This window comes from Caulobacter sp. 73W (genome assembly GCF_041021955.1).
GTDB lineage: Bacteria > Pseudomonadota > Alphaproteobacteria > Caulobacterales > Caulobacteraceae > Caulobacter.
The window spans coordinates 3,456,015-3,480,736 of sequence record NZ_CP158375.1; the positions used below are offsets into that span (position 1 = coordinate 3,456,015).

General features: G+C 65.5%; 26 protein-coding genes and 1 pseudogene. 17 read left to right on the forward strand and 10 right to left on the reverse strand.

Going from position 1 to position 24,722, the window contains the following annotated elements; all coding sequences use genetic code 11:
* Nucleotides 1–69 precede the first annotated feature (69 nt).
* The 3 genes and pseudogenes from ABOZ73_RS16470 to ABOZ73_RS16480 all read right to left on the reverse strand — a co-directional run bounded on the left by ABOZ73_RS16470 (nt 70) and on the right by ABOZ73_RS16480 (nt 2,162).
* Nucleotides 70–632: pseudogene (locus ABOZ73_RS16470) on the reverse strand (endonuclease domain-containing protein).
* Nucleotides 535–1,521, reverse strand: coding sequence for an NAD regulator (locus ABOZ73_RS16475; RefSeq protein ID WP_369059203.1), 987 nt, complete (start codon nt 1,519–1,521; stop codon nt 535–537). Before ABOZ73_RS16475 ends, ABOZ73_RS16470 begins: the two are co-directional and overlap by 98 nt.
* Nucleotides 1,518–2,162, reverse strand: a complete 645-nt coding sequence (locus ABOZ73_RS16480) for a YfbR-like 5'-deoxynucleotidase (protein ID WP_369059204.1) — start codon at nt 2,160–2,162, stop codon at nt 1,518–1,520. The genes ABOZ73_RS16475 and ABOZ73_RS16480 overlap by 4 nt, the downstream gene beginning before the upstream one ends.
* 107 nt (nt 2,163–2,269) lie before the next feature.
* Here ABOZ73_RS16480 and ABOZ73_RS16485 point away from each other — a divergent pair, with 107 nt between their 5' ends.
* Together ABOZ73_RS16485 and ABOZ73_RS16490 are read left to right on the forward strand one after the other, a co-directional pair.
* Nucleotides 2,270–3,085 (forward strand): universal stress protein, encoded by an 816-nt coding sequence (locus ABOZ73_RS16485; protein WP_369059205.1) that lies wholly within the window; start codon nt 2,270–2,272, stop codon nt 3,083–3,085.
* A gap of 68 nt (nt 3,086–3,153) precedes the next feature.
* Nucleotides 3,154–3,525, forward strand: coding sequence for a hypothetical protein (locus ABOZ73_RS16490; protein WP_369059206.1), 372 nt, complete (start codon nt 3,154–3,156; stop codon nt 3,523–3,525).
* Nucleotides 3,526–3,534: 9 nt separating this feature from the next.
* On the opposite strand, the gene ABOZ73_RS16495 is transcribed toward ABOZ73_RS16490, so the two are convergent.
* The 4 genes from ABOZ73_RS16495 to ABOZ73_RS16510 all read right to left on the reverse strand — a co-directional run bounded on the left by ABOZ73_RS16495 (nt 3,535) and on the right by ABOZ73_RS16510 (nt 7,497).
* Entirely contained in the window at nt 3,535–4,239 is a 705-nt protein-coding gene (locus ABOZ73_RS16495) for a hypothetical protein (RefSeq protein WP_369059207.1), read from the reverse strand.
* Between the two features lie 109 nt (nt 4,240–4,348).
* Nucleotides 4,349–5,212: an AAA family ATPase gene (locus ABOZ73_RS16500; protein WP_369059208.1), complete on the reverse strand. Its 864-nt coding sequence runs from the start codon at nt 5,210–5,212 to the stop codon at nt 4,349–4,351.
* Nucleotides 5,213–5,310: 98 nt separating this feature from the next.
* On the reverse strand, nt 5,311–5,577 hold the full coding sequence (locus tag ABOZ73_RS16505) for a hypothetical protein (RefSeq protein WP_369059209.1): 267 nt from the start codon (nt 5,575–5,577) through the stop codon (nt 5,311–5,313).
* 90 nt (nt 5,578–5,667) lie between these two features.
* Nucleotides 5,668–7,497: a tetratricopeptide repeat protein gene (locus ABOZ73_RS16510; protein WP_369059210.1), complete on the reverse strand. Its 1,830-nt coding sequence runs from the start codon at nt 7,495–7,497 to the stop codon at nt 5,668–5,670.
* 147 nt (nt 7,498–7,644) lie between these two features.
* Between ABOZ73_RS16510 and flbT the strand changes: the two genes are divergently transcribed.
* The 14 genes from flbT to ABOZ73_RS16580 all read left to right on the forward strand — a co-directional run bounded on the left by flbT (nt 7,645) and on the right by ABOZ73_RS16580 (nt 20,721).
* Nucleotides 7,645–8,064, forward strand: a complete 420-nt coding sequence (gene flbT, locus ABOZ73_RS16515; protein WP_369059211.1) for a flagellar biosynthesis repressor FlbT — start codon at nt 7,645–7,647, stop codon at nt 8,062–8,064.
* Entirely contained in the window at nt 8,030–8,389 is a 360-nt protein-coding gene (flaF, locus tag ABOZ73_RS16520; RefSeq protein ID WP_369059212.1) for a flagellar biosynthesis regulator FlaF, read from the forward strand. The genes flbT and flaF overlap by 35 nt, the downstream gene beginning before the upstream one ends.
* A gap of 271 nt (nt 8,390–8,660) precedes the next feature.
* The gene (locus ABOZ73_RS16525; protein WP_369059213.1) at nt 8,661–9,485 is read left to right on the forward strand and encodes a flagellin; all 825 of its coding nucleotides are present in this window, start codon (nt 8,661–8,663) and stop codon (nt 9,483–9,485) included.
* Nucleotides 9,486–9,764: 279 nt separating this feature from the next.
* On the forward strand, nt 9,765–10,589 hold the full coding sequence (locus ABOZ73_RS16530; protein ID WP_369059214.1) for a flagellin: 825 nt from the start codon (nt 9,765–9,767) through the stop codon (nt 10,587–10,589).
* A gap of 113 nt (nt 10,590–10,702) precedes the next feature.
* Nucleotides 10,703–10,987: a flagellar protein FlaG gene (locus tag ABOZ73_RS16535; RefSeq protein WP_369059215.1), complete on the forward strand. Its 285-nt coding sequence runs from the start codon at nt 10,703–10,705 to the stop codon at nt 10,985–10,987.
* A gap of 159 nt (nt 10,988–11,146) precedes the next feature.
* Nucleotides 11,147–11,983 carry a flagellin gene (locus ABOZ73_RS16540; protein ID WP_369059216.1) on the forward strand — a complete coding sequence of 279 codons (837 nt, stop codon included), beginning with the start codon at nt 11,147–11,149 and terminating at the stop codon, nt 11,981–11,983.
* 23 nt (nt 11,984–12,006) lie between these two features.
* A complete protein-coding gene (gene pseH, locus ABOZ73_RS16545; RefSeq protein WP_369059217.1) occupies nt 12,007–12,561 on the forward strand; it encodes a UDP-4-amino-4,6-dideoxy-N-acetyl-beta-L-altrosamine N-acetyltransferase in 555 nt (184 codons plus the stop codon).
* A 79-nt stretch (nt 12,562–12,640) separates the two neighbouring features.
* Complete coding sequence (locus ABOZ73_RS16550) at nt 12,641–13,003, forward strand: hypothetical protein (protein ID WP_369059218.1); 363 nt, start codon at nt 12,641–12,643, stop codon at nt 13,001–13,003.
* Nucleotides 12,966–15,581 (forward strand): hypothetical protein, encoded by a 2,616-nt coding sequence (locus ABOZ73_RS16555; protein ID WP_369059219.1) that lies wholly within the window; start codon nt 12,966–12,968, stop codon nt 15,579–15,581. The genes ABOZ73_RS16550 and ABOZ73_RS16555 overlap by 38 nt, the downstream gene beginning before the upstream one ends.
* A 48-nt stretch (nt 15,582–15,629) precedes the next feature.
* Nucleotides 15,630–16,283: a hypothetical protein gene (locus ABOZ73_RS16560; protein ID WP_369059220.1), complete on the forward strand. Its 654-nt coding sequence runs from the start codon at nt 15,630–15,632 to the stop codon at nt 16,281–16,283.
* 9 nt (nt 16,284–16,292) lie between these two features.
* Nucleotides 16,293–16,676 carry a hypothetical protein gene (locus tag ABOZ73_RS16565; protein ID WP_369059221.1) on the forward strand — a complete coding sequence of 128 codons (384 nt, stop codon included), beginning with the start codon at nt 16,293–16,295 and terminating at the stop codon, nt 16,674–16,676.
* A gap of 123 nt (nt 16,677–16,799) precedes the next feature.
* Nucleotides 16,800–17,306 carry a single-stranded DNA-binding protein gene (gene ssb, locus ABOZ73_RS16570; protein ID WP_369059222.1) on the forward strand — a complete coding sequence of 169 codons (507 nt, stop codon included), beginning with the start codon at nt 16,800–16,802 and terminating at the stop codon, nt 17,304–17,306.
* Between the two features lie 257 nt (nt 17,307–17,563).
* Nucleotides 17,564–19,762 (forward strand): TonB-dependent receptor, encoded by a 2,199-nt coding sequence (locus ABOZ73_RS16575; RefSeq protein ID WP_369059223.1) that lies wholly within the window; start codon nt 17,564–17,566, stop codon nt 19,760–19,762.
* A 44-nt stretch (nt 19,763–19,806) separates the two neighbouring features.
* The gene (locus ABOZ73_RS16580; RefSeq protein WP_369059224.1) at nt 19,807–20,721 is read left to right on the forward strand and encodes a DMT family transporter; all 915 of its coding nucleotides are present in this window, start codon (nt 19,807–19,809) and stop codon (nt 20,719–20,721) included.
* On the opposite strand, the gene bioD is transcribed toward ABOZ73_RS16580, so the two are convergent.
* Together bioD and bioF are read right to left on the reverse strand one after the other, a co-directional pair.
* Nucleotides 20,698–21,357: a dethiobiotin synthase gene (gene bioD / locus ABOZ73_RS16585; protein ID WP_369059225.1), complete on the reverse strand. Its 660-nt coding sequence runs from the start codon at nt 21,355–21,357 to the stop codon at nt 20,698–20,700. The two genes, ABOZ73_RS16580 and bioD, sit on opposite strands and share 24 nt — an antisense overlap.
* Entirely contained in the window at nt 21,354–22,514 is a 1,161-nt protein-coding gene (bioF, locus tag ABOZ73_RS16590) for an 8-amino-7-oxononanoate synthase (RefSeq protein WP_369059226.1), read from the reverse strand. Before bioF ends, bioD begins: the two co-directional genes overlap by 4 nt.
* 136 nt (nt 22,515–22,650) lie before the next feature.
* Between bioF and ABOZ73_RS16595 the strand changes: the two genes are divergently transcribed.
* Nucleotides 22,651–23,847, forward strand: coding sequence for an adenosylmethionine--8-amino-7-oxononanoate transaminase (locus ABOZ73_RS16595; protein ID WP_369062565.1), 1,197 nt, complete (start codon nt 22,651–22,653; stop codon nt 23,845–23,847).
* 121 nt (nt 23,848–23,968) lie between these two features.
* Here ABOZ73_RS16595 and ABOZ73_RS16600 read toward each other — a convergent pair whose 3' ends face one another.
* Nucleotides 23,969–24,490 carry a superoxide dismutase family protein gene (locus ABOZ73_RS16600; protein WP_369059227.1) on the reverse strand — a complete coding sequence of 174 codons (522 nt, stop codon included), beginning with the start codon at nt 24,488–24,490 and terminating at the stop codon, nt 23,969–23,971.
* Between the last annotated feature and the right edge of the window lie 232 nt (nt 24,491–24,722).

Below are 24,722 nucleotides of genomic sequence, written 5' to 3' on the forward strand. Positions count from 1 at the left end.
CGATTGTCTTAGAGAAGCTGACGGCGGCTTCTTCTCCTGCCCCACTTGCGGAGGAGGTGGCGCGGCGCGTCAGCGCCGTGACGGAGGGGGCGCTGCGGCAGCTTCGAACATCGACTGCGCGACGCCATCGGGATCGCGCATCACTTCACCTGCTTCGTAACGAAGAACGCGATAGCCGAGGGCCTCCATGTAGGCGTCGCGCCGTTCATCCTGTTGCGGATGATCACCGGTATTATGAACCCAGCCGTCAACCTCGATAACCAGCTTGGCGGCCTGCAATAGAAGTCCGCGATGTAGGGGCCGATGGGATGTTGCCGCCGAAATGCGACGCCGACCTGTCGGGCGGCTCTTAAGCGGACCCACAGCCAGACTTCCGGCGGCGACATTTCACCCCGAAGCGACTTGGCGCGGCCATGCGTCTTGCTGGTCGATCTCACAGCTTGAGCTTGGCGCAAGAGCGCCCCCTCCGTCACGCGGCTGTCGCCGCGCGCCACCTCCCCCGCAAGCGGGGCAGGAGAAGAAGATGGAACAGCGCTAAAGCAGCGGCAGCGACAGCCCGAACGCCGGGCGCGCGGCCAGGGCTTCTCGGCGGAAGCGGAACAGTTCGGCGGGGCGGCCGCCGGTCTCCACATCTAGCCGGCCGAGGCCTTCCACCAGATCCGTGCGCTCAACCACGCGGCGGAAGTTCTGCTTGTGCAGGGCTACGCCGGCGATGGCCTCCACCGTCCGCTGCAGGGCGCTGAGCGTGAACTCCGGCGGCATCAGTTCGAAGACGATGGGGCGGTACTTCAGCTTGCCGCGCAGGCGGCCCAGGCCCGTGGCCAGGATGCGGCGGTGGTCGGAAATCATCGGCTCGCCGAAGGCCGGCGACAGGGCGGCGGGTTCGGCGGCGGGGCGGCCCTGGTCGCGGGCTAGGTCGCGGGCCGCTTCCGGGGCCAGGCCGGCCTCGTAAAGCAGCTCGTAGCGCTCCAGAACCCGTTCCTCGTTCCACGGCGCGCCGTCGAGGGCGAAATGCAGGCGCGCCCGCGACAGGCGGCTGTCGTCCTGTCCGGCCCAGGCGCGCAGGGCGGGGGCCAAGGCGTCGTCGATGGCGGCGGGGCGACCCTCGCGCCAGTCTTCCCAAGGGAAAAACCGCGACCACGGCGCCCAGGCGGTGTCGGCCTTGGCGCCCGCGGCGGCGGGGGTGAGCGCCAGATAGCCCACCGAGACCACGCGCGCCGCGCCGGCGCCGACCTCGGCCCGGGGGGCGTCGCGGCCCTTGTCGCCGAAGGTGTAGAGCTGTTCGACATATCCCAACTCGAACCCCGTCTGCTCGGTCACGAAATCGCGCAGGGCCAGTTCGAAGGTGCGATCCGCCTGCGGGTTGAACGGGCCGAAGGGCAGGCCGGCCAGGGTCGAGGTGCGGTCGGTCACCGCGTCGTGCGGGCGCACGGTCAGGACGACGGCCTCGCCATCGCGGATGGCGACCGTGACGGCCGACAGTCCGATGACGACGGAGGGGGCGTCCAGGCCGGTGTTCATTCGGTCTCGTGCGCGGCGGCGACCGGTTCGAAGCCGGCGGCCTCGGACAGGACATGGAAGCGGTGGACGTAGCGTTCCTGCGCCTCGCGGGGCGGCTGGGGATCGATCACCAGATTATAGCCGGCCGGCGGCGCGCCGAAGAAGCCCAGCGACTCCTCCACCGAGAAGCCCGCCAGCTGAGTCGCCTCGAAGAAGGCGCAGGCGCGGTCGGCCTGCTTGATCAGCTTCTTGATATCGGCCGGAACCTTCGGCGGCAGGCCGAAGCGGATGTGGATCGCATCTTCAAGCTTGGCCTCGAAAGCCTTGTAGCTCACGCCCAGCGCCGCCTTGAACGGCGAGATCATGTCGCCGATGACGTATTCCGAGGCGTCGTGCAGCAGGGCGGCCAGCCGCCACTTCGGCTCCAGGTCAGGGCGGATGTGGACGGCGATCTCCTCGACCACCACCGAATGCTGAGCGACGGAAAAGCCGTGCTCGCCGATCGTCTGGCCGTTCCAGCGCGCCACGCGCGCCAGGCCATGGGCGATATCCTCGATCTCGATGTCCATCGGCGACGGATCGAGAAGGTCGAGACGCCGGCCGGACAGCATGCGCTGCCAGGCCCGGGGAGGCGCCTTGGTTCTTTGCAGCCCTTTCGCCACTTGATCGTTCCCATAGTGAAGGCTGTTGGATTGGCCCATCGGTTGACGAAGATCAACGACGGGCGGGCCGCCGCCCACAAGAAATGCCTCCAAGAGGAGAATGGATCATGAGCTGGGCAAGGATCATGGCGCCGGTGGCCGGCGGCAAGGGTGATGATGCGGTTCTGGCCGCCGCCGCGGCCTTCGCCGCGCCCTTCGGAGCGGAGGTCGCGGCGATCCACACCCCGGCCGACGTGGCCGACCTGATGCCCTGGATGGGCGAAGGCTTCATGGGCGGGGTCCAGATCACCGCCATCGAAAGCCTGAAGGAAGCCACCGCCACGGGCGAACGGGCCGCGCGCGCCGCCTTCGACGCCTGCTCGGCCAAGACCAAGCGCTTCATCTCGCTGGAAAGCCCCGTCTGGGCCGGCCTGTCCATGCAGGGCCGCCTGTCGGACGTGGTGGTGTTCGATGACGCCGCCGCCCGCGGCCGCGGCCCCCTGGCCGAGGCCTTCCAGCAGATCGTCGCCGACGAGCAGCGCCCGACCATCGTGGCGCGCCCGAACTTCAACGCTACCGGCGTGGCCCTGGTGGCCTGGGACGGCGGCAAGGAGGCCAGCCGCGCGGCCCGCACTGCCCTGCCGCTGCTGCAGAAGGCGTCGCGCGTGGTGATCTTCAGCGCGCCCAGCGCCACCTCGCGCAAGTTCGATCCGGCCGAACTGCAGGCCTTCTACGCCGTGCGCGGCGTGGTGGCCGAGGTCCAGACGGGCGGGGAGGGCGGCGACGCCGCCTCGATCCTGCTGGACGCCGCCAAGTCCCTGGGCGCGAGCCTGATGGTGGCGGGGGCGTTCGGCCACCCGCGTCTGCAGGAATACATCTTCGGCGGCACCACCCGCTCCCTGTTGGGAGCCGAAGGCGGCCCGTCGCTGTTCCTGTCTCACTAGTCTCCGGATAGTCGCCGAATTCTCTCGGTTTCTGTCTCTCAATTCTCACAAGAAGAAGGGAAGACCCCATGACCCTTTCGCGCATCGTGATGCGGCTGGCCCGCAACCCCGGCACCGAGTTCGCCGGCGGCGACGACCATCGCGGATACGCCCTGACCGCTCCGCTGAACAGCGACGGCATGCTGGACGAGGCGGCCTACTCCAAGGCCAAGGGGGACTGCACGGTCCGCCGCTTCGCCCCGGACGAGGACGCCGTCGACGGCCGCTTGGCGCGCAAGGGAAGCCGCTGGTTCTTCGACTATGACGGGGACGACGACATGGACGACGAGCCCGTCCACCGTCTGGGCGAGCACCGCTTCGCCGTGGGTGAATACGTGACCGTCACCGACGAGGACGGCCGCCCCCTGACCTACAAGGTGGTCGAGGTGCAGCCGGTCTGAGCCGAAGGCTCACTTCTCGTCGACGTTCATCCGGACCAGCTTCTTCATGCTCGAGAAGACGCCGTCCTTGTCCTTGTCGTCGGTGTAGTCCCGGTCCTTGGCCTTGACCACGGCGATGACCAGGGGGCCCTTCACCGGCCCGCGAGCCTCGTAGCCGACGACGTGCTGTTCCGGCGCGTCGTCGCCCGCCGCCAGGATCAGGCTGGCCCGGACGGCGTTCTCGCCGAAGTGCTCGGCGCGGATTTCCGCCCCGTTTTCGTTGGCGTTGATGTGGATGCCCGCGACGCGGACCTCGGCAGTGCCGCCGTCGCCGTTGGCGTCGTCATGCGCGGTGATGTGCAGGCCGGGCAGGTTGATCTCGGTGTGCTTGCCGTCCGAGCTCGGCTCGCGCGCCTGGAAGGGCACGATGGCGCGCAGTTCGGTCTCGATGGGCGACAACGCGGCCTGTGCGCCGCCGGGGCCGACGTCCAGCAGGCGCAGGGTCACCTCGGCGTTGCTGGCCGTATAGACGCAGGACTTGCCATCGGCGGCGACGCTGACGCGCTTCAGCTCCCCCTTCTGGTCGGGGCACTCCAGGCGCGCCTTCACGCTCATGGCCTTGTCGTTCCAGTGATTGTTCGACGGCTTCGGCGGCCTGCCGTCAGGGCCGCAGGCGGCCAGGGCGAGACCCGCGAAGCACAGGACGCCAGCGGTGGCCAGGAACGAGCGTTTCATCATTGTCTCCCCTATCGAACTGCGCGCGAGGGTGCGGCCAGCCCGGCAGGGGGTCCAATGAAATTGCGGTAAGACTGGGCGTCACCGCATTAAATCGCCGCAAGAATTGCTATGCTCCGGGGCGGCCCGAACCTTCACGACGGGCCAGGAAGGCCAGGCGCTCGAACAGGTGAACGTCCTGCTCGTTCTTCAGCAGGGCGCCGTGCAGGGGGGGGATCAGCTTGGTCGGATCCTTCTCGCGCAGGACCGCCTCGTCGATGTCTTCCACCAGCAGCAGCTTCAGCCAGTCCAGCAGCTCGGAGGTCGAGGGCTTCTTCTTCAGGCCCGGCACCTTGCGCATGTCGTAGAAGATGCGCAGCGCCTCGCCGACCAGCTTGGCCTTGATGCCGGGGAAGTGGACGTCGACGATGGCCTGCATCGTCGCCTCGTCCGGGAAGCGGATGTAGTGGAAGAAGCAGCGGCGCAGGAAGGCGTCCGGCAGCTCCTTCTCGTTGTTGGACGTGATGATCACCACGGGGCGCACCGCCGCCTTGATCGTCTCACCCGTCTCGTAGACGTAGAACTCCATGCGATCGAGCTCCTGCAGGAGGTCGTTCGGGAATTCGATGTCGGCCTTGTCGATCTCGTCGATCAGCAGGACAGGGCGGACGGGGGCGTCGAACGCCTCCCAAAGCTTGCCCTTCTTGATGTAGTTCTTGACGTCCTTGACCCGCTCGTCGCCCAGCTGGCTGTCGCGCAGGCGGGTGACGGCGTCATACTCGTACAGGCCCTGCTGGGCCTTGGTGGTCGACTTGATGTGCCAGGTCAGCAGGGGCGCGCCCATGGCCTTGGCCACTTCGTAGGCCAGGACGGTCTTGCCCGTTCCCGGCTCGCCCTTGATCAGCAATGGCCGTTCAAGCGCGATGGCCGCATTGACGGCGACCTTCAGATCCTCGGTGGCGACGTAGTCCTGGGTGCCTTCGAAACGGCCCATGCGATCGATCCAAACAAGTGTTCAAGAGATCGCAAACTAAAGGGCGGCGCAGGACATTCAAGTCCCGCGCCGCCCTTGATCAGCCCTTTGGCGTCGCTCTAGTCGGCGCCGGGATTGATCGAGACCGGGTCGGAGGCCGGGAAGGTCTCCTTCAGGCCGTGGTCCAGCTGCTTCTCCTGGGAGAGATCACTGGGCGGAACCGTGGAGGATTCCTCGTCCTCATCGTCTTCGTCGAGCTCCTCATCGTCGAGGTCTTCATCCTCGTCGATGGTCTCATCGGCGGCGAGCCTGCGGATCGCGCCATCGTCCAGCTCGGGCTGACGCGGCAGCGGGTCATGGAATTTGTAATCGACTTCGGGGGTCATAAGGGTGACTCCTGGGGCGGGCGAGGACCGTCCTCGCCACGCTGAATCAACCCGCGTCAGCATCCGGAGTTCCTTCACATTGGCCGCTCTCTAGCCATTCATGGCGAATGCCATGTCGCCCTTAACCGCTAAGTTCAGGGCGTCGGCCGTCTGACGAACGACAGGGGCCCAATCCAAAAAGCTCGTCAGCGGAAAGCAGCGCGCCTGAGGATACCAGGGGTAGTAATCAGCGCCCAACTGGGTCCACGTCGTCGCCGAGGCGATCATCCAAATTGGAGTTCCGACCGCGCCTGCAAGCTGCATCGTTGCGTTGGTGGACCCGAGAACAACATCAAGGGCGGAGACCAGCGCAGCAACATCATCAAGATCTTCTTTGAGATCTATCTCGGGCGGTTGAAAAATCTCGACGCCTAGGACTTGCTTTGCGTACCGAATTTCATCTTCGCAGTCTCCATACTGAGTATTTATGAAAACGGCTCCTGGAGTTTTCAGGATATCGCTCCAAGCCTCGAAGGGTGAAAAGTAGCGATTTCGGTCGCCGTCGATTTTGGCGCTTTTCCAGAGAAGGCCAATTTTCGGACCTGCGGGTAGGCTTTCAAGCCAGCCTTTCCAGTGCGCCACCCTTTCTGGGGCCGCGATGAGAAGGGGACCCCGGCGACCAAAGGACTCCAGATCGTTGCGGTACTTTCTTAGAAATGTTCCTACAGGAGACCAGTAATCGATCGAGCTCCAATCCTCGATTTCCAAACTACCTCTTGTCACTCGCCCTTCAAGACGGGCGGTCTTGTGGGTCACCACGGTCGCTTGCGGGAACGAGCGTCTAAACAACGGCGCCAGGCGTCGTTCTACGACAATCGTCAGATGACCGTCCGGTCCCAGCTCTTCCGACACGTCGGGCAGCGCGTGAGAAAACAGGATTTCGTCCCCGATACCCTGCTCACCGAACGCCACAAGGCGTTTGCCCTTCAAGTCGTTCGCTGGCTCCCAACGAGGCGCGTTCGCGATGAAGGAAGGAGCGCCTGTCATCCCGGGGAGGAAGCGCGCTTCATAGCTTTCCCAGCCGCCGGAGAGGTCTCCTGCCGCTAGCTGCAGCAATGCTTTGGAGAAGCGCATATTGTCGATGTCTGTCGGGACCGTGGTGACAGCAAGCGCGCTTTCACAGTCTTCGAAGGCGCCTCGAATGTCGCCCAGTTCAGCGCGGCATCCGCTGCGATTGTAGAAGGCCAACCCGAAGTCAGGCTTGAGCCGGATTGCTTCGTCGTAGAACACGCAAGCCGTCCCGGTGTCGCCTTGCTGTGCGACAATCGTTCCCAGAGTGTTCCAGAGCATCCCAGATTCAGGGAATTGAGCGATGATCGGGCGTAGAATTTCGATCGCCTCTTCAAAGCGCCGCATATCTCGAAGTGAAGTTGCGAGATTGTTTGCGGCTTCCAGGCTGCTTGGGTCACGCTGCAAATGGATGGAGTAGAGCTTCGCGGCGAACTCGGGCATGTCCAACCTGGACGCTAAGCGGCCAAGGTCGAGTGCGATAACCGTTTCGTCCGGGAGCAATCTTAGCGCGGCGTCGTAGCTGCGCAGCGACGCACCCAAGTCGCCGATCTTCTCCAGCGAAATGCCAAGAATATGCCAGGCAATTCCTTGCTTCTCGTCGAGCTTAAGCGCCGCCAGCGCCAGTTCCTTTGCGACCGTCGGGGCGCCACGCCTCACTGCGGCGATGGCGTCGCTCAGGAGCTTGGGAATTTCTTGCTGCTTCAGTTCCGTAACGGCCTGGGCAAGACGCTGAAGCGCGGCCTTTGATGCGGAGTCTCCAATGCGAACCGCCTTCGCGCCCACATATGTCGGCTCCGGAGCGATATCCGCAGCTTCGAGCAGCGCGCTGTGCGAAACCTTCGCCTTGTTGGACGGCATATCGATTCCCATTCCTCGGTAATCCAATGAGGCTGGGGGAATATGCTTAACTAAATCCTAAATGCGAGTGGGCGGGAGAGTTGTTGGCAATCTCCCGTTAACTATGCCGTTTTAGCTTTGTTCCTATTGTTTGATTCCAAGCCCCTGCGAGATTCGACCGTGCCGTTGAAGCTGTCATTAAAGCCGGGAGAGCGATTTGTTCTCAATGGCGCGGTCGTGCAGAACGGGGATCGGCGCGCGACCGTCATCCTGCAGAACAAGGCATCCGTCCTTCGGGAAAAGGACATCATGCAGGTCGCCGACGTGACGACGCCTGCGCGCCGGATCTATTTCCCGGTCATGATGATGTATCTCGATGGCGGGGGGCTGGAGTCACACTATGACGAATTCGTTCGGCGTATGAGCGAATTTATGGGCGTTATCGGCAATCCAGCCATACTCGCCGATTGCGTAACCATTTCGAAGCATGTTCTGGAGAAGGAATTCTATAAGGCGTTGATGTTGAGCCGTCGGCTGATCGAGTACGAGAACGAGAGGTTGGGGAATGTCCCTTCGGGCGTATCAACAGGTCGCGATTAGCGCGGAGTCTCCGCGTGATATTGAGTACCGTCTCTTCGGCGAGGTTACGCGCGATCTTATGACCGCTGCGGCCGGCGCTTCGGACGATTTTCAGCTGCGTATCAATGCGCTTGATCGTAATCGCAAGCTCTGGTCGGCGTTGGCGTCGGATTGCTCCTTGCCTACGAATGCGCTGCCGCCGGACTTGCGAGCATCTATTATTTCTCTGAGTCTTTGGGTCGCCCGCCATTCCAGCGCTGTGATGCGTAAGGAGGAGGAGTTCGGTCCGTTGATCGAGATCAATCGCGCGATCATGCAGGGGCTTTCGCAGCAGCAAGCTGCGTAAGGCGTTTGGCTGGTGAGATTTGGACGGGCGGGGCGCGCGGCGCCCCGCCCGTTTGCATTTCTGCTGCAGCAAAAGTTGCCGGCTAATTTTGCCGCCTCCGGGCATTAAATGCAGCGCGCGGCGTGCGCGTTAAAGCTGGATCGTGTAAAAAGTTCTATCTTTTCAATGGTTGATGTTCGGCGGGCGTCTGGCCCGGTGCTTGCGATTTGGTGTGCGAGCAAAATGCTCCCCAGCAAAACGCTGGAAACTCCGACCAAAATGGTAGGGACCTATGATCTCGAATTCCGTGAACACCAACGCCGGCGCCATGATCGCGCTGCAGAACCTGAACCAGACCAACACTGAGCTTCAGATTACGCAGGGCCGCATCAACACCGGCAAGAAAATCGGCAACGCCAAGGACAACGGCGCCATCTGGGCGATCGCCGAGAACCAGTCGGCCATTTCTAACTCGCTGAACGCGGTCCGCGACTCGCTGCAGCGTGGTCAGTCGACCATCGACGTCGGCCTCGCTGCCGGCGACACGGTTGTCGATCTGCTGAACAAGATGAAGGAAAAGGCCCTGGCTGCGGCTGACACCTCCATCACCACTGCGAGCCGTCAGACGCTGGCATCGGACTTCACCACCCTGCGTGATCAGATCACTAAGGCCGTCGATAACGCCAAGTTCAGCGGCGCCAACATCGTTGACGGCACCTCGACGTCGAAGATGGAGTTTCTGTCGAACGACTTTGGCGACGCCTTCACCGTGATCGCGCGTACGATGTCGCTCGTCGGCCTGGGGCTGTCGGATACCGACACCTTCAGCGACGCCGCTGGTGCTCTGACGATGGTGACTAACGTCACTACCGCTCTGGCGACCGCTGCTAACAAGCTGGCTTCGCTGGGTACGAACTCGGCCGGCCTGGACGCCCACCTGACCTTCATCAACAAGCTGCAAGACAGCCTGGATGCGGGTGTGGGCAACCTGGTCGACGCCGATCTGGCCAAGGAAAGCGCTCGCCTGACCGCTCTGCAGACCAAGCAACAGCTTGGCACGCAGGCTCTGTCGATCGCCAACCAGGCGCCGCAGTCGGTCCTGTCGCTCTTCGGCTAACCGCCGAGAATGGGGAGGCGCTCGTCGCCTCCCCATTAACTTTGAGCTAAGTACGTTTAGAGCGTTTTTGCCCGGCAACTTCTGCCGATCTCCAGGCGAGATCGGCAGAAGTTGCCGGGCTTTTTGGTTCTAAACAAACCTATAACTCCACGTTTTCAATGCGTTGGGAAAAATCTGCCGCCTAGGCAGATTTGGCCCGGTCATTGCTACCCATCGCCATGGGCAAAATGCCCCCGGCTGTCAAAACGACGCCGGAAATCGAGAAAAAGGAACTCTCGAATGGCGCTGAACAGCGTGAACACCAACGTCGGGGCCATGGCCGCCCTGCAGACCCTCAACGGCACCAACACCGAGCTGGGCGTCGTCCAAAGCCGCATCAACACCGGCAAGAAAATCGCCACCGCCAAGGACAACGGCGCTATCTGGGCGATTTCCAAGAACCAGGCCGCCACCTCCAACTCGCTGAACGCGGTCCGCGACTCGCTGCAGCGTGGTCAGTCGACCATCGACGTCGGCCTGGCCGCCGGCGACACGGTTGTCGATCTGCTGAACAAGATGAAGGAAAAGGCCCTGGCTGCGGCTGACACCTCCATCACCACCGCGAGCCGCAACACGCTGGCTGCTGATTTTAACTCGCTGCGTGACCAGATCACCAAGGCGGTGGACAACGCCAAGTTCGGCGGCGCCAACATCGTTGACGGCACGTCGACGGCGAAGATGGAGTTCCTCTCGAACAACTCGGGCGACGCCTTCACTGTTCAGGCTAAGACGATGTCGCTCGTCGGCCTGGGGCTGTCGGACACCGACACCTTCAGCGACGCCGCTGGCGCTTTGTCGATGGTGACCGACATCACCACCGCTCTGTCGACCGCCACCAACAAGCTGGCCTCGCTGGGTACGAACTCGGCCGGCCTGGACGCCCACCTGACCTTCATCAACAAGCTGCAAGACAGCCTGGATGCGGGTGTGGGCAACCTGGTCGACGCCGATCTGGCCAAGGAAAGCGCTCGCCTGACCGCTCTGCAGACCAAGCAACAGCTTGGCGTGCAGGCGCTCTCGATCGCCAATTCCTCGACCTCCACCGTGCTGGGTCTGTTCCGCTAAGGAACTCAGGAAGGCGGGCGTTTCGCCCGCCTTCCGCCCTCACGCTCGGCGCGCTCTAGGAATGCGCCACCTGTCAGGAAGGCGTCGGCCTCTGACGGCCGGCGGAAGGAGAAATGACCGATCCAGTTCCGCAACTGAACTTGAGCATCGACGTCGAAGGCCGCGCCGCCCCCGCACTCGAGGGCGGCTTTGCTCGTACGGGCCAGCCCCTTGCCGAGCCGCCAGCTTCGGACGTGCGGCTGTTCATCGATCGTGACGAGGCCACTGGCGTCTACATCTACAAGACCCTCGACCGCGTGACGGGCGAGGTGCTTTCGCAGTTTCCCCGTGAGGAGGTGCTGCGCATCATGAAGTCGCCGGACTACCTTCCGGGTACGGTCTTCGACGCCAAGAGCTGAGGCTCCGCCTGCGACGTAGGGGCGTCCAGGCGTTAAATTTCATGGTTTATTTTCGTTAACCATACGGACACTTCTTAAGGTTAACGCTCGTCTCTATGGCGGAGCGGCCTCGAATCGAGGCGTTCTGCGGCCAGGCAAAACGCCTCTGGGAGACGGCTCATGACGCTGAGCGTTAACACCAACAAGTCCGCTCTGATCGCCCTTCAGAATCTGAACAAGACGTCGGACGAACTCGGCAAGGCCGAGGATCGGATCAGCACATCGCTGGCGATCTCAGGGGCGAAGGACAACGCCTCGATCTGGTCCATCGCGCAGGATCAGCGCGCGGACGTAAGTTCGCTGAGCTCCGTCAAGATGAGCCTGAACCGTGCTCAGTCGATCTCGGACGTGGCGATGGCGGCGGGGGAGTCAGTTTCGAACCTGCTCAACCTGATGCGCGAGAAGGTCATCGCGGCGATGGAGACCTCGCTGGGCAGTTCGGCCCGCAAGGCGCTCAATGACGACTTCCAGGGCCTGCTTTCTCAGCTGGATCAGGTGGTCGCCAACGCCAGCTTCGATGGAAGCAACCTGCTGAACAACTCGCTGTCGCAGAGCCTTCGCTTCTTGGCGGACGCCGATGCGGTGCTTGCGGTGACGCTATCGGTGCAGGATCTCACCGTCGGCGGACCCAACGTGACCGTGCCGGTCGGTTCCAGCATTCTGACCCCCGTCGACGCCACGGCGGTGCTCGCAGAGCTGGACGTCTCAATCCAGGCGACCAACGGCGCTGTCGCCACCGTCGGCTCCCAGGCCAAGCGGATCGAGGCGCACCTCACCTTCATCGGCAAGCTGAGCGATACGCTCGAAGCCGGGGTCGGCAACCTCGTCGACGCCGATATGGCCAAGGAAAGCGCACGCCTTCAGGCGCTGCAGGTGCAACAGCAGTTGGGCGTTCAGGCCCTGTCGATCGCCAACAGTGGGCCGCAGGTGATCCTTTCCCTGTTCCAGGGGCAGTAAAGACCTAGTCCAGGGGCGTAGTGATGATCACCCTTCGCGAACTGCAGGACGCGGACGAGCACGTACTTTTCGCTTGGCGCCGCGAGCCCGAGGTGGATCGCTGGATGTCGGACGCGGCTTTCCCCAGCGAGACGGCGCACAAGGCGTGGTTCGAGGGGCTTCGCGCCGATCCAGACATGCGCGGCTGGATGATCGTGCAAGGTGAGGCCCCGGCCGGTTTGCTGACGCTGACCGGGCTGCAAAGCCACCATCGTCGCGCGGCCTGGAACTGGTTCCTCGGCTCGGCGGAGGCGCGCGGGCGGGGCGTTGGCCGCGCCGCCCAAGTCCTTGGAATTGACAAGGCTTTCGGTGAGCTCGGCCTTGAGAAGGTGTTCGCCGAGGTGATGGCCGACAACGACGCGGCGCTCAAGGCGCAGACGGCGGTCGGCTTCCTGCGCGAGGGATATCTGCGCGCTCACGTCCTCAAGGGCGGAGTGCGCCGGGACGTGGTGCTGTTGGGCTTGCTCGCCGAGGAGTGGAAGGTGACGGGAGACCGTGTCCGCCAGTCCTTGATCGACGCCCGGATGATCGCCGGTTAAGGCCGAGTTCTAACGACTCGAAAGGCCTGAACGGCGATAATGTTCGCGAAAGCGCTGCGCGCGTTGAGGAGCCGTTTGGTTGATCACCTTCGATAGCAGCTTGTTGCTCGGCTACTATCAGGCCCGCTCCAACGTGGCGGGCGCGGCGGCTGCCGCCTCATCGGGCGGGGCGAGCAACACCAATCGCGTGGTCGCGCCGTGGGCGTCTTCCAATAAGGATCTCAAGGCCGACGCCCTCATGAAGAAGGTGCTCGGCGGGCGCAAGTTCATCGACGAGGGGGGCGAACCTCGAATCCGCCGGCGCGGCGGAAGATCATCGCAAGCTTTTCGCCCTGCACCAGGGACTTGCCGCCCTTTCGGGCCTGACGGCTCGTGCTGGCGAGAAAGGGGTCACGGAAAGCGAGATGGCGCGTCTTCAGACGGCCTTCGCCAAGGGGCTTGATGAGGTCGAGAAATATACCCAGGGCCTGAATCTGGACGGCGTGCGCCTGACCACGGGAATGGCTCAATCGACGGTGAAGAGCACCGTCGGAGTGAAGAAATCCAACTACACCTACGACACCGGAACGATCTACTCGGGCAAGGTCGGTGAGGAGGTTCCGGCCTTTCAGGGGCCCGCCGCCTTCAAGATCCAGGTCAAGAAGGTCAACAACAGCTTCGATATCGATATCGATCTCGCCGAGATGGGCTCGACCCCGCGGACGATGCAGTCGGTGGCGGCCTTCATCAATGGGAAGCTGAAGGATGCGGGCCTTTGGACCACTTTCGCCGTCAAGCAGACCAAGGGTGCTGAGACCGAGGTCAAGGGCGCCAATGGCGAGACCGTCAAACTGCCGGCCAAGGGCGACGATTTCTCCTTCCAAGTGAAGGGCGACATGGCGGAGACCCTGACCTTCTCGGCCGCGACGACCTCGCCGGCGGTCTATGTGACCACCCGGTCGGGTGATCCAGACCCCGACAAGGACAGCAAGACTGACGACGGAGTGTTCCGGAACACCCTGACCAAGATCAACGGGGCGCTGGGGACAGGGGTCGGCGGTCTGGTTTTCACTGACACGCTTCAGGGCACGATCGACAGCGTTCAGAAGACGGTTACAGGGCCGGACGGCTCCGTCTACATGCTGGCCAACGTCGCGCACGTCGAGAAGGACTCGCTGGACATCGACAGCCAGGCGATCAAGGGCAAGCAGGATGTCGCGCTGCTGAAGTACGACTCCTCGGGCAATCTGATGTTCGCGCGATCCCTGGGGGCGGCGGAAACCTCTTCCGGCTTCAACCTGGCGGTTTCGGCTGACGGCAAGGTCGCCGTGGCCGGGTCGGTGACGGGCCAATTGGCAGGCCTGCCGGACGGGGCGAACGGACCGCTGAACTCCGGCGCGTCGAGCAAGAAGTCCGACAGTTTCGTCACGCTGTACGACACGAACGGGGATGAAGCCTGGACCGTGCGCCGAGGGGCGCTGGAAGACGACGCCGCAACGGCTCTGGCGTTCGGAGCCGACGGCACGCTCTATGTGGCAGGCAACACCAACTCCTCCATGGCGGGGCACGACGGCGCCGCATCGCCGACATTCGCCTCGGGCAAGGGCGGACAGGACGGCTACCTGACCGCCTTCGCCACCCAGGCCGACGGCAAGCCGAAGTCTCTGTTCACGACCCAGTTCGGCACGGCCGAAAAGGACAGTGTGGCCGGCCTCGTGGTCGATGGCGACAAGGTCTACGTGGCGTCGGTCGAAGGCGGGCGCGCGGTGGTGCGCAACTTCGATGTCGCGCTGACCAGCACGACCGTGAAGCGCACCAGCTTCCAGAACGGCGGCTATATTGAAGAGGCGACCACCACGGTTGATGGCGGCGCCCCTTCCACCGTCACCACTACCGGCGGCGATACCAGCCAGGCGCAGGTCGGCGTCAAGACGACGACCGCCACGACCGCCGGAGTCGTGACCAGCGGACCCCTGCGTGATCTCGGCGGGCTGGGCGGCGGATCGATCGCGGGCCTTGTCCTGGAGAGCGGCAAGCTGTGGATCGCCGGCTCGTCCGGCAACGGCGCGCTGGTTGTCGGAAACCAGAAGAACGGCGCCCAAGGGCGAATGGACGGCTTCGCCGCCACTCTGTCGACCGATCTTGCCAGCACCGCAACGGATGCGATCACCTATTACGGCGGCGCCGAGGACGACACGGTCACGGGCATGGCGGTAGCCGGGGGCAAGGTCTATCTGACCGGCTTGGCGGGCAAGGACCTGGGTGGCACGACGCCGCTGGGCAAGCAGGACGGCTATGTCGCCCAACTCGACATGACGACGGGCCTCGCCGACTGGATGCAGCGTATCAGCGGCAAGGACGGCATCGCGGCGCCGACCTCGATCGCGGTGGATGCCAGCGGCGCCAGCGTGCTGGACACCTTCGGCCTGCCGCGCGGTCAGATGTTCTCCAAGGCCTCGGAGCTCATCGTCTCCGGCACGGGTGTGCGCGCGGGTGATGAGTTCCAGGTGCGCACGCGTCCGGGCGGGCCGCTGACAACCATCACCATCGACGGCAAGGACACCCTGGACACCCTGGCGGACAAGATCCGCCGCGCCAGCGGCAACCAGGCCAAGGTGGAGTTCGCCACGACAGGGGATCGTCGCCAGCTGCGGATCACCGCATCCTTCAACAGTTCCTACGTCGAGATCGTCGCGGGCAAGGGCGACAAGGATGCGCTGGAGGCGCTCGGTCTGTCCGAAGGCCTGATCTACAAAACCCGCGAGGACGGCGGTCGCAATGTGCCGGCCGACGGCAAGGGGGCGATCTGGGGGCTGCAGCTGGGCCAGGCCTATGATCTGTCGTCGAAGGCGGATCTGAAGGCGGCCACGGACGCGCTGACCAAGGCCATGACCACGGTCCAACGCGCCTATCGCGAACTGCTCAACCCGCCCGCAGCGATCACCGAGACGCAAGGCAAGCAGGGCGGCACGGTCCCGGCCTATCTGACCAAGCAGATCGCCAGCTACAAGGACGCCTTGGCAAAGCTGACCGGCGGCTAAGCGCCGCTTCGCCTTGAAACGGTCGCCGCCGCGTCGTAGGCGTCGCTCATGGCTTTCCCCACCGACCGCAAGTTCATCCTTATCGGCGCGGGCGTCGCCGTTGTGGCCGGCGTCGCTATCGCCGCGGGCCTTCTGGCGCGCGACGGCGGCCCGCGCTCCGATCCGCCGGCTTCCAAGGGCGGGCTGGTGGTCGAGATGGGCACCCAAGAAGAGAGCAAGCTCGATCCCGCGCGGCCGCTGCGTTGCTTCGTCAGCGGGCAGTTCGTCGGTGAGCTGACGCTGGCCGAGTGCGCCTCGCGCAACGGTGTCGGCACGGGCGCGCTGGACGTCGGCGTCGACGAGACCGGCGCCCTGGCCGCGGCCGACGAAGCGGGCATGATGCTCACGCCCCTGCCGCCGCCTCAGGCCGCGCCGGCTCCTGCACCGACCCCTTCCGGTCCCATTGAGGAGGAGGCGGCTTCGCCCGTCTCGTCCTGCTGGCGCTATGAAGCCGGCCAGTGGAGCCGCATCCCCGGCGAGGGGACGATGAACGAGTGCGTTCAGATCCTCTATGCCGGCCGCTGCGATGCGGGCACGTCCTATGGTCGATGGGGAGATCAGACCCTGCGCCTGACCTCAGGCCGCATCGAGGCTTCGAACGACAACCGCCGCTTCCGCACCATCGCCCCGTCCGTGCCCGGCTGCGCGCCGCCCGCCGGCTAAGGAGACGTCATGAAGACCAAGCTCGCCCTCATCGCCGCCGCCGGTCTGGCGGCCGTCACCCTGGCCGGTTGCGAGAAGCCGATCGAGGCTCCCTACGATACGGGGGTCTGCTGGCACGTGGCGCCGCAGAAGGACGGAACGATGAAGTTCAACGTCCTGGCCAAGAACCAGCCGAACGTCGAGAACTGCGCCGCCGCCCTTGAAGGGATGCGCATCCGCTTCAACCGCATGGGCATGAACCAGCAGCAGCTGATCGGCGCCTATCAGGGCAACTTCCTGTTCGTGCAGCGCGAAGGGATCTTCGTCGGCAAGACACTGACGGGCGGGCGCTATCTTGCGCTGGTGCGCACTGGCGACGGCCGTCTGGCCGTGCCTGGCGCAATGCCGCAATAGCGGCGGCAGCCGTCCACAGGAAGATTGGCGAGGGCGGATTGCTTCCGCCCTCGGTCCGTCATTAGGTTCCCGTTAAGATTCTGACGCATCGGGTCGTCAGGCGAGTTCTCGGGAGCACGAGCGATGGCGGGCAGCGTCAACAAGGTCATTCTGGTCGGCAATCTGGGCGCGGACCCGGAAATCCGCAGCCTCGGTTCGGGCGACCGCGTCGCCAACCTGCGCATCGCCACTTCGGAAAGCTGGCGCGACCGCACCTCGGGCGAGCGCAAGGAAAAGACCGAATGGCACCGGGTCGTGATCTTCAACGACAACCTGGTGAAGGTCGCCGAGAACTATCTGCGCAAGGGATCGACCGTCTACATCGAGGGCGCCATCCAGACCCGCAAGTGGACCGACCAGAGCGGCGTCGAGAAGTACTCCACTGAAATCGTCCTGCAGAAGTTCCGCGGCGAGCTGACCATGCTCGGCGGTCGCGGCGACTCCTCGGGCGCCAGCGCCGGCGGCGGTGACTTCGACGGCGGCTACAGCGGCGGCGGTGGTGGTGGTATCAGCGGCGGCGGCCAGCGTAACCAGCCCAGCGGTCCGCGAGAGAACTTCTCGGCCGATCTGGACGACGAAATTCCATTCTAGGCTTCGGCGCTGGAATTTGAGTTCTGTGACGGCCGCCTCCGAAAGGGGCGGCCGTTCGCATGTCTGGACAGTTGCGTCGGCTCATGTAGATTACACTTGTAATCAAATTGGCTTCGCCTACAAATCGCCACACGGTGAAGCTGTGCTGTTCATGCATAGCTCGTAGAAGTCGGGGTTTCATGAGGTCTCTGCACACGCGTTCGCGCGCGCCTATGGGCGCGCGCCCGGAAGTTCTGTGTCTTGCGTCGGCGCTCATGATGGCGGCCTCGGCGGGCTCCATCGCCGCCGCCCAGGCCGCGGCGCCCGCCAACGGCGCGCCGGCCGCGACTGCGCCATCCGCGCCGTCGCCATCTGTACCGGCGACGTCCGGCCAGCCCAACACCGTGCAGGGCGTGGTCGTCACCGCGCCGGGGCAGGATCTGCGGACCTCCATCGATCGCCGCAGCTACAGCATCACCAAGGACCTGCAGGCGACCACCGGCTCGATCGCCGACGCCCTGCGCAACATCCCATCGGTGGACGTGGACGTTCAGGGCAATGTCAGCCTGCGCGGCGATCCGAACGTGACCATCATGATCGACGGCAAGCCGTCCGGCATGTTCCGGGGCGAAGGCAGGGCGGCGGCGCTGCAGCAGTTGCCGGCCGACCAGATCGAGCGCGTGGAGGTGATGACCAATCCCTCCGCCGCCTTCCGTCCTGATGGTTCGGCCGGGGTGATCAACCTAATCAGCAAGACCACCCGCAAGCCGGGCTGGTCGGGCTCCTTGAGGGGCAACTACGGCTCCGAGGGCCGCACCAGCGGCGGGGCGAGCGGTAGCTACAACTCCAAGAAGCTGACCGTGGCCGGCGATTTCGGCTTCCGCACCGATCCGCAGAAGTATCGCAGCCTGGATGACCGCATCCAGTTCGACGAGGCCGCCGGCCGAAACCTGACCAGCCAAGACCGCACGACCGGCATTGGCGACGGCAGCATGTGGAACGTGCGGACGAGCGTCGATTACGACCTGACCAACCGAACGCGTCTGAGCGCCCAGGTTCGCCACAACGACATGACCGTTTCGGCCAACGCGTTCGAGCACTTCGAGCAGCGGCTGATGGACGATCTCGTCCGGGTCTATGACCGCAACGGCGGGATCGACTTCGACATCCGGAGCAGCGAGATCAGCGGCAGCTGGCGTCAGAAGTTCAAGGATCCGGAGCACGAGCTGGTGGTCAATCTCAGCCACGAGGTCAGCGACACGGACTTCCGCAATACGATGCTGTACGCCGAGCACATCCCGCCTCGGCCAGATGTTCACGAACGATGGGCCGCTGTCACCAAGACCGCCGAGACGGAGCTGAAGGCCGACTACACGCGGCCCATCGAAGGCGGGTCGAAGCTGAAGCTCGGCTACAATCTGAATGTCGAGCTCAACGACTACGACAACTTCGGCGCCCGTGGTCCCCGGCCGGATGCGGTGGTCGTGGACCCGGCGATGACCAACCTGTTCGCCTACGACCAGACGATCCACGCGGCCTATGTCACCTATGAGCGACCGGTCGGGGACCTGACCATCCTGGCGGGGCTGCGGGCCGAACAGACCCTGATCGACATCCGCCAGATCACCAGCAACCTGCAGGTAGAGAACGACTATTTCCGGCTCTATCCGAGCCTGCACCTGTCGCACAAATTGCCGGCGGATCAGCAGATCACGGCCAGCTACAGCCGACGCATCCAGCGGCCGTCCGCGCGGGATCTCAACCCGTACCGCGTCTATGTCGATCCGCTGAACTACCGGGAGGGCAATCCCTTCCTGGAGCCGCAGGTGACGGACAGCTTCGAGGTCGCCTATCAGCGGCGCAAGGGTTCGACCTACTACCTGGCCACCCTGTATTATCGCGAGAGCAGCAAGGGCGTGACCGATGTGGTCCGGGAGCTGGGCGACGGCGTGCTGCTGAGCACCCGCGAGAACCTGGGCCGGGGCCGCAACGGCGGGCTGGAGCTGGTGGCCAATGGCAAGATCACCAAGACGCTCAGCTACAATGTCAGCGGCAACGCCTACTGGTACGAGATCGACGCCTCGCGGCTGGGGTTCGAGGGCGCGCGCTCTGACATCACCCTGGCCGGGCGCGGATCGCTGAGCTGGCAGGTGACGCCCAAGGACTTCCTGCAGGCGCAGGGCAACCTGATGGGCGAGCGGCTGACGGCGCAGGGCTACATCAAGAATGTCGGCCTGCTGAACCTGGGCTATCGCCGCAAGCTGAGCGACAGCCTGTCCTTCGTGGTCACCGCGCCTGACGTTCTGGGCACTCTTCGCCTGCGGCAGGTGTTCGAGACGCCGGGGCTGGAGCGGCGGACGCTGCGCGAGAACAACATGCGGGCGATCTATATGGGCCTGACCTACACCTTCGGTTCGGCGGGGCGGAAACCCAAGGACCCGGGCTTCGACTTCGGGGGCTCCGCCACGCCGCAATAGCTTGGGCGACAAGGGCGGCGTTCCGGTCTAGGAGGGCCGGAGCCATGAGCCGCCCCTCGACGCCCTTCACAGCTGCTGAAATCGCCGCGATCGCGACGATCATCATTGTCTGGGGACTGAACAACGCCGCGGCCAAGGTGGCGACGGCGGAGCTGCCGCCGCTGTTCGTGGGCGGCGTGCGCTTCCTGGTCTCGCTGGCGGTGCTGTTCCCGCTGCTGGCCCGGCCGCCCTTTCCCGATCTGAAGAAGCTTGGTCCGATCGTCGTGTTGTCGGGGCCGCTGCATTTCGGCCTCGTCTATATCGGCTTCGCCATGGCCGAGCAGTTGAGCCCCCTGGTGGTGGCCAGCCAGCTTTGGATCCCGTTCACCGCCCTGTTCGCCTGGCGGATCCTGGGGGAGCGGATGACGCGTCCGGCGGTGTTGGGCCTGGCGGTGGCCTTCGTCGGCGTGACCTGGATGACCCTGGACCCGCATACGGCCGGGGACCTGTGGCCCATCGTGCTGATCGTCGTGGCGGCGGGGCTTTGGGCGCTGGCGACCATACTGGTCCGCCGCCTGCCCAGCGTGCGGCCGCTGAAGATGCAGGCCTTCACCTCCCTGATCGCGGCGCCGGTGCTGCTGGGGGCGGCGTTCGGGTTCGAGCCGCAACTGGTCGCCCAGGTGAAGTCGGCCTCTCCGTTCGCCTGGGCCTGCGTCGCCTTCGCGGGGCTGGCCTCGTCGATCGGGGCGTCGAGCCTGCTGTTCTGGCTGGTCCAGCGGCGGGAGCCCTCGCGGGTGACGCCGTTCTTCCTGCTGACGCCGCTGGTGTCCTGCGCCATCGGCATTCTGCTTATGGACGACAAGGTGACGGTGCAACTGATCGGCGGCGGCGCGGCGACCCTGGCCGGGGTCGCCATCGTCACCTTCGACGAGCGCCGCCGGGCGCGTCGCGCGGCGTTAGAGGTTCAGGCCGCCAGCTAGGTCTGACGCATCCCACCCGCCTGCGTCTCGCGGCGCGGTGAACAACGGAACACCCGGAATGAACGCGGACAAGCCGGCGGCGGTCTCCGTCAGATCAGGTGCGTCCTCGCTTTCGCTCATGACCACGGCGGCTACCGCGACCCGGCGCGCCCTCAGCACCTCGATGGCCGTCAGGGTATGGCTGATCGTGCCCAGATAGCTGCCGGTGACCAGGATGACCGCCGCACCGAGCCGTTCGATCAGGTCCAGATTGGTCTCACCGTCGGTGAGAGGAGACATCACCCCGCCGGCGCCTTCGATCAGCAGCAGGCTGTCGCCGCCCATCTGGTCCCGGCAGAGCGTTTCCAGATGATCGAGCGACAGGCTGACGCCCTCCATGCGCGCCGCCAGGGGCGGGGAGAGGGGAGCGGCGAAACGCAGGGGAGCGATCGCTTCCAGCGGCGGCGCGCCGGTCCCGAGCGCGGCACGCAGGCGGCCGGGGTCGCTGGCCTCCGCCTCCGTGGGATCAAAGCCGCTGACCACGGGCTTGAAGGCCCGGACGGGGCGGCCCGCCGCGCGCAGGGCGCGGATCACGGCGCAGGCGACATAGGTCTTGCCGACATCGGTGCCAGTGGCGGTGACGAACAGGGTGCTCATGCCGTCGCCCGCGCCTCGATCAGACCACGGACCAGTTCGGCGAGGCGGAGGATCTCGGCCTCCGGATGCGCGGCGGTGAAGGCCAGGCGCAGACGCGCCGTGCCCTCCGGCACGGTGGGCGGTCGGATGGCGACGGCGAGAAAGCCCTCGGCCTCCAGCTTGGCCGCGGCGTCCAGGGCGGCGGCGGCCTCGCCGATGATCACCGGGACGATGGGGCTGGTCGCCTCGGGTAGGCTGGCGGCGCGGGTGAACAGGCGGGCCTTGGCCAGGGGCGCAGCGACCAGCTCTGGATCGTTCTCGATGATGTCCAGGGCGGCGATGGCCCCCGCGGCCGAGGCGGGGGGCAGGCCGGTGGCGTAGATCACCGTGCGGGCGCGGGTCTTCAGCAGGTCGATCACCGCCTTCGAGCCGCACAGATAGCCGCCGTAGCCGCCCACAGCCTTGGAAAGCGTGCCCATCTGCAGCGGGATCTCCGCGCCGGGGAACGCGTGGGCCGAACCGCGCCCGCCGCCGACCACGCCGACGCCGTGGGCGTCGTCGCTCAGCAGCCAGGCGTCATGCTCCCGGCAGACCGCCGACAGCTGATCCAGCGGCGCCAGGTCGCCGTCCATGGAGAACACGCCGTCGGTGGCGACCAGGACGTGGCGGAAGCCGCCGCGACGCGTCTCCAGCAGCGTCCGCAGGGCCGCGACATCGTTGTGCGGGAAGGCTTTGATCTCGGCTCCCGATAGCTGGGCGCCGGCCCAGATGCAGGCGTGGGCCAGTTCGTCGACGAGGATCAGGTCGCCCGGGCCGGCGAAGGCGGGGATGACCCCGGTGTTGGCCAGATAGCCGGAGCCGAAGACGCAGGCCGCCTCCGTGCCTTTCAGGCGGGCGAGGCGGGCTTCAAGCTCCGACAGCAGGGGGTGGTCGCCGGTCACCAGCCGCGATGCGCCGGCGCCGACGCCGTACAGGTCCACGGCGGCCCGCGCCGCGGCCTTCACCGCCGGGTGGTGCGACAGGTTCAGGTAGTCGTTGCAGGAAAAGGACAGCAGGCGCCGGCCGCCACGCTCCACCCACACGCCGTCGAGCCGGTGAGTCGGCTTGAGGGTGCGGCGCAGGCTGCGGGCTTCGAGCCCGGCGAGCTTGGTTTCGGCGAAGGCCTGGAGGCTGTCCATGAGCCGCTCCGTTGCGAACAAGGGGCGCAGGGCATAGCAACGCCCGCCGACTGTGCAATGGAGATTCCCTGTGACCAACGCCCAGCCCGACTGGCTCACCGCTGGCGCGCCCCACGTCTGGCGGCCCTATTGCCAGATGAAGACCGCTTCCGCGCCCCTGGCGGTGAAGGCCACGCGCGGCGCGCGGCTGGTGCTGGAGGACGGGCGGGAGCTGGTCGACGGCGTAGCGTCCTGGTGGACGGCCTGCCATGGCTACAACCATCCGCACATCGCCGCCGCCGTGCGCGAGCAGCTGGAGCGCATGCCTCACGTGATGTTCGGGGGGCTGGCGCACGAGCCGGGTTATCGGCTGGCCCAGCGTCTGGCGGGGCTGCTGCCCGGCGACCTGAATCACGTGTTCCTGGCCGAAAGCGGCTCCGTCTCGGTGGAGATCGCCATGAAGATGGCGGTGCAGGCCCATCTGAACCGGGGCGAGCGGGGGCGGTCGAAGTTCCTGGCCTTCCGGGGCGGCTATCACGGCGACACCCTGGCCACGATGACGGTCTGCGATCCGGAGGAGGGTATGCACGCCCTGTTCGCCGGGGTGATGCCGTCGCAGGTGATCGGCGACCTGCCCGTGGATACGGCGTCTGAGGCGGCGCTGGACGCCCTGCTGGCGGAGCGCGGCGGGGAGATCGCCGCCATGCTGGTCGAGCCGCTGGTCCAGGGGGCGGGCGGCATGCTGATGCATGAGCCCGAAGTGCTGCGCCGGCTTCGGCGTCTGGCCGACCGCCATGGCGTGCTGCTGATCTTCGACGAGATATTCACCGGTTTCGGCCGCACCGGGACCCTGTTCGCCATGGAGGCGGCCGGAGTGGTTCCCGACATCGTCACCCTGTCCAAGGCGTTGACCGGCGGCACCCTGCCGCTGTCCGCCGCCGTGGCGCGGTCGACGTTGTTCGAGGCGTTCTGGAGCGACCGGGCCGATGCGGCCCTGATGCATGGGCCCACCTACATGGCCAATCCGCTGGCTTGCGCGGCGGCCAATGCGTCGCTGGACCTGCTGGAGGCGGGGGGCTGGAAGGCGGACGTGCCGCGTATCGCCGCCGCTCTCGCCGAGGGGCTGGAGCCCTGTCGCGGCCTGCCCGGCGTCGCCGATGTCCGCGTGCTGGGCGCGATCGGGGTGGTGGAAATGAAGGAGGCGGTGAACACTTCCGTGCTCACCGACCGCTTTGTCGAACAGGGGGCCTGGATCCGGCCGTTCGGCAAGATCGTCTATCTGACCCCGGCGTTCGTGACCTCCGACGCGGAGCTTGAGATTCTCACGAGGGCGATCCGTACGGCGCTGGCCTAAAGAAGATCCTTGCCGTTGGGGGAGTGGGACCGCGAAGCGGTGGAGGGGGACTTTGCTGAGTCAGCAGGCCCCCTCCGTCCCTTTGGGACACCTCCCCCTGAGGGGGAGGATCGGCCAGTAGCTACTTGATCACCGCGCAGGCGACGCGGTCGCCGGCGCCGCCGATCGGCTGGCTGAGGTGGTCGTCCTGGTTGGCGTGAATGACCAGGGCCGAGCCGTCGGCGTCGGTCAGGGCGGGGCGGCCGTCCTTGCCGCTCCAGGACACCAGGCTGGTCCAAAGCTGGGCTTCGGCCACGCCGTCGGCGGCGGCGAAGATGTTCGGCAGCTCGCCGAAGTCGTTGCCGGCCGGGTTCAGCAGGCCGTGCGGCAGCTTGTGGTCGCCGCCGTGATTGATGTGGGCGCCCGACTTCTGGAACTTGGCCGTGTCAGAGCAGTCGCCCACGGCGTGGAAGTGGATGCCGTGCCAGCCCGGCGTCAGGCCGGTGACCTTCACCTGCACCAGGACGCCCTTGGGACCTTCCTTGAATGTGGCCGAGCCGACCACGGCGCCGGCGTTATTCTTGATCTCGGCGGAGGGCGGCGTCTGGGCGACAGCGGCGGTGGCGACGAGGGCGGTCGCGGCGGCGAGAGCGAGCAGGCGCATGGGGGAGGCTCCGGTTTTCGAGATGCGAGTACCTCTCAACCTTAGCCGTGGGGCGGGGGTTCCGGAAAGTGTCTGGTTTTTTTGCGTGTGGGGCGGCGGGATGGTAACAAGGACGGTACAGATTTCGCAGCGATTCCGGGCCATTCCCCACAGTGACTGACGACACCGATAACGCCGCCCTGCGTGGGGGCGTGGCCCCCATCGCCATCGAAGACGAGCTGAAGCGCTCGTA

What these genes read in the sequence shown, in the direction of transcription:
- ABOZ73_RS16475 (WP_369059203.1), bottom strand. Translation starts at nt 1,521, where the DNA reads ATGAACACCGGCCTGGACGCCCCCTCCGTCGTCATCGGACTGTCGGCC.
- ABOZ73_RS16485 (WP_369059205.1), top strand. Translation starts at nt 2,270, where the DNA reads ATGAGCTGGGCAAGGATCATGGCGCCGGTGGCCGGCGGCAAGGGTGAT.
- ABOZ73_RS16490 (WP_369059206.1), top strand. Translation starts at nt 3,154, where the DNA reads ATGACCCTTTCGCGCATCGTGATGCGGCTGGCCCGCAACCCCGGCACC.
- ABOZ73_RS16495 (WP_369059207.1), bottom strand. Translation starts at nt 4,239, where the DNA reads ATGAAACGCTCGTTCCTGGCCACCGCTGGCGTCCTGTGCTTCGCGGGT.
- ABOZ73_RS16500 (WP_369059208.1), bottom strand. Translation starts at nt 5,212, where the DNA reads ATGGGCCGTTTCGAAGGCACCCAGGACTACGTCGCCACCGAGGATCTG.
- ABOZ73_RS16505 (WP_369059209.1), bottom strand. Translation starts at nt 5,577, where the DNA reads ATGACCCCCGAAGTCGATTACAAATTCCATGACCCGCTGCCGCGTCAG.
- ABOZ73_RS16510 (WP_369059210.1), bottom strand. Translation starts at nt 7,497, where the DNA reads ATGGGAATCGATATGCCGTCCAACAAGGCGAAGGTTTCGCACAGCGCG.
- flaF (WP_369059212.1), top strand. Translation starts at nt 8,030, where the DNA reads ATGTCCCTTCGGGCGTATCAACAGGTCGCGATTAGCGCGGAGTCTCCG.
- ABOZ73_RS16525 (WP_369059213.1), top strand. Translation starts at nt 8,661, where the DNA reads ATGATCTCGAATTCCGTGAACACCAACGCCGGCGCCATGATCGCGCTG.
- ABOZ73_RS16530 (WP_369059214.1), top strand. Translation starts at nt 9,765, where the DNA reads ATGGCGCTGAACAGCGTGAACACCAACGTCGGGGCCATGGCCGCCCTG.
- ABOZ73_RS16535 (WP_369059215.1), top strand. Translation starts at nt 10,703, where the DNA reads ATGACCGATCCAGTTCCGCAACTGAACTTGAGCATCGACGTCGAAGGC.
- ABOZ73_RS16540 (WP_369059216.1), top strand. Translation starts at nt 11,147, where the DNA reads ATGACGCTGAGCGTTAACACCAACAAGTCCGCTCTGATCGCCCTTCAG.
- pseH (WP_369059217.1), top strand. Translation starts at nt 12,007, where the DNA reads ATGATCACCCTTCGCGAACTGCAGGACGCGGACGAGCACGTACTTTTC.
- ABOZ73_RS16555 (WP_369059219.1), top strand. Translation starts at nt 12,966, where the DNA reads ATGGCGCGTCTTCAGACGGCCTTCGCCAAGGGGCTTGATGAGGTCGAG.
- ABOZ73_RS16560 (WP_369059220.1), top strand. Translation starts at nt 15,630, where the DNA reads ATGGCTTTCCCCACCGACCGCAAGTTCATCCTTATCGGCGCGGGCGTC.
- ABOZ73_RS16565 (WP_369059221.1), top strand. Translation starts at nt 16,293, where the DNA reads ATGAAGACCAAGCTCGCCCTCATCGCCGCCGCCGGTCTGGCGGCCGTC.
- ssb (WP_369059222.1), top strand. Translation starts at nt 16,800, where the DNA reads ATGGCGGGCAGCGTCAACAAGGTCATTCTGGTCGGCAATCTGGGCGCG.
- ABOZ73_RS16575 (WP_369059223.1), top strand. Translation starts at nt 17,564, where the DNA reads ATGGCGGCCTCGGCGGGCTCCATCGCCGCCGCCCAGGCCGCGGCGCCC.
- ABOZ73_RS16580 (WP_369059224.1), top strand. Translation starts at nt 19,807, where the DNA reads ATGAGCCGCCCCTCGACGCCCTTCACAGCTGCTGAAATCGCCGCGATC.
- bioD (WP_369059225.1), bottom strand. Translation starts at nt 21,357, where the DNA reads ATGAGCACCCTGTTCGTCACCGCCACTGGCACCGATGTCGGCAAGACC.
- bioF (WP_369059226.1), bottom strand. Translation starts at nt 22,514, where the DNA reads ATGGACAGCCTCCAGGCCTTCGCCGAAACCAAGCTCGCCGGGCTCGAA.
- ABOZ73_RS16595 (WP_369062565.1), top strand. Translation starts at nt 22,651, where the DNA reads ATGAAGACCGCTTCCGCGCCCCTGGCGGTGAAGGCCACGCGCGGCGCG.
- ABOZ73_RS16600 (WP_369059227.1), bottom strand. Translation starts at nt 24,490, where the DNA reads ATGCGCCTGCTCGCTCTCGCCGCCGCGACCGCCCTCGTCGCCACCGCC.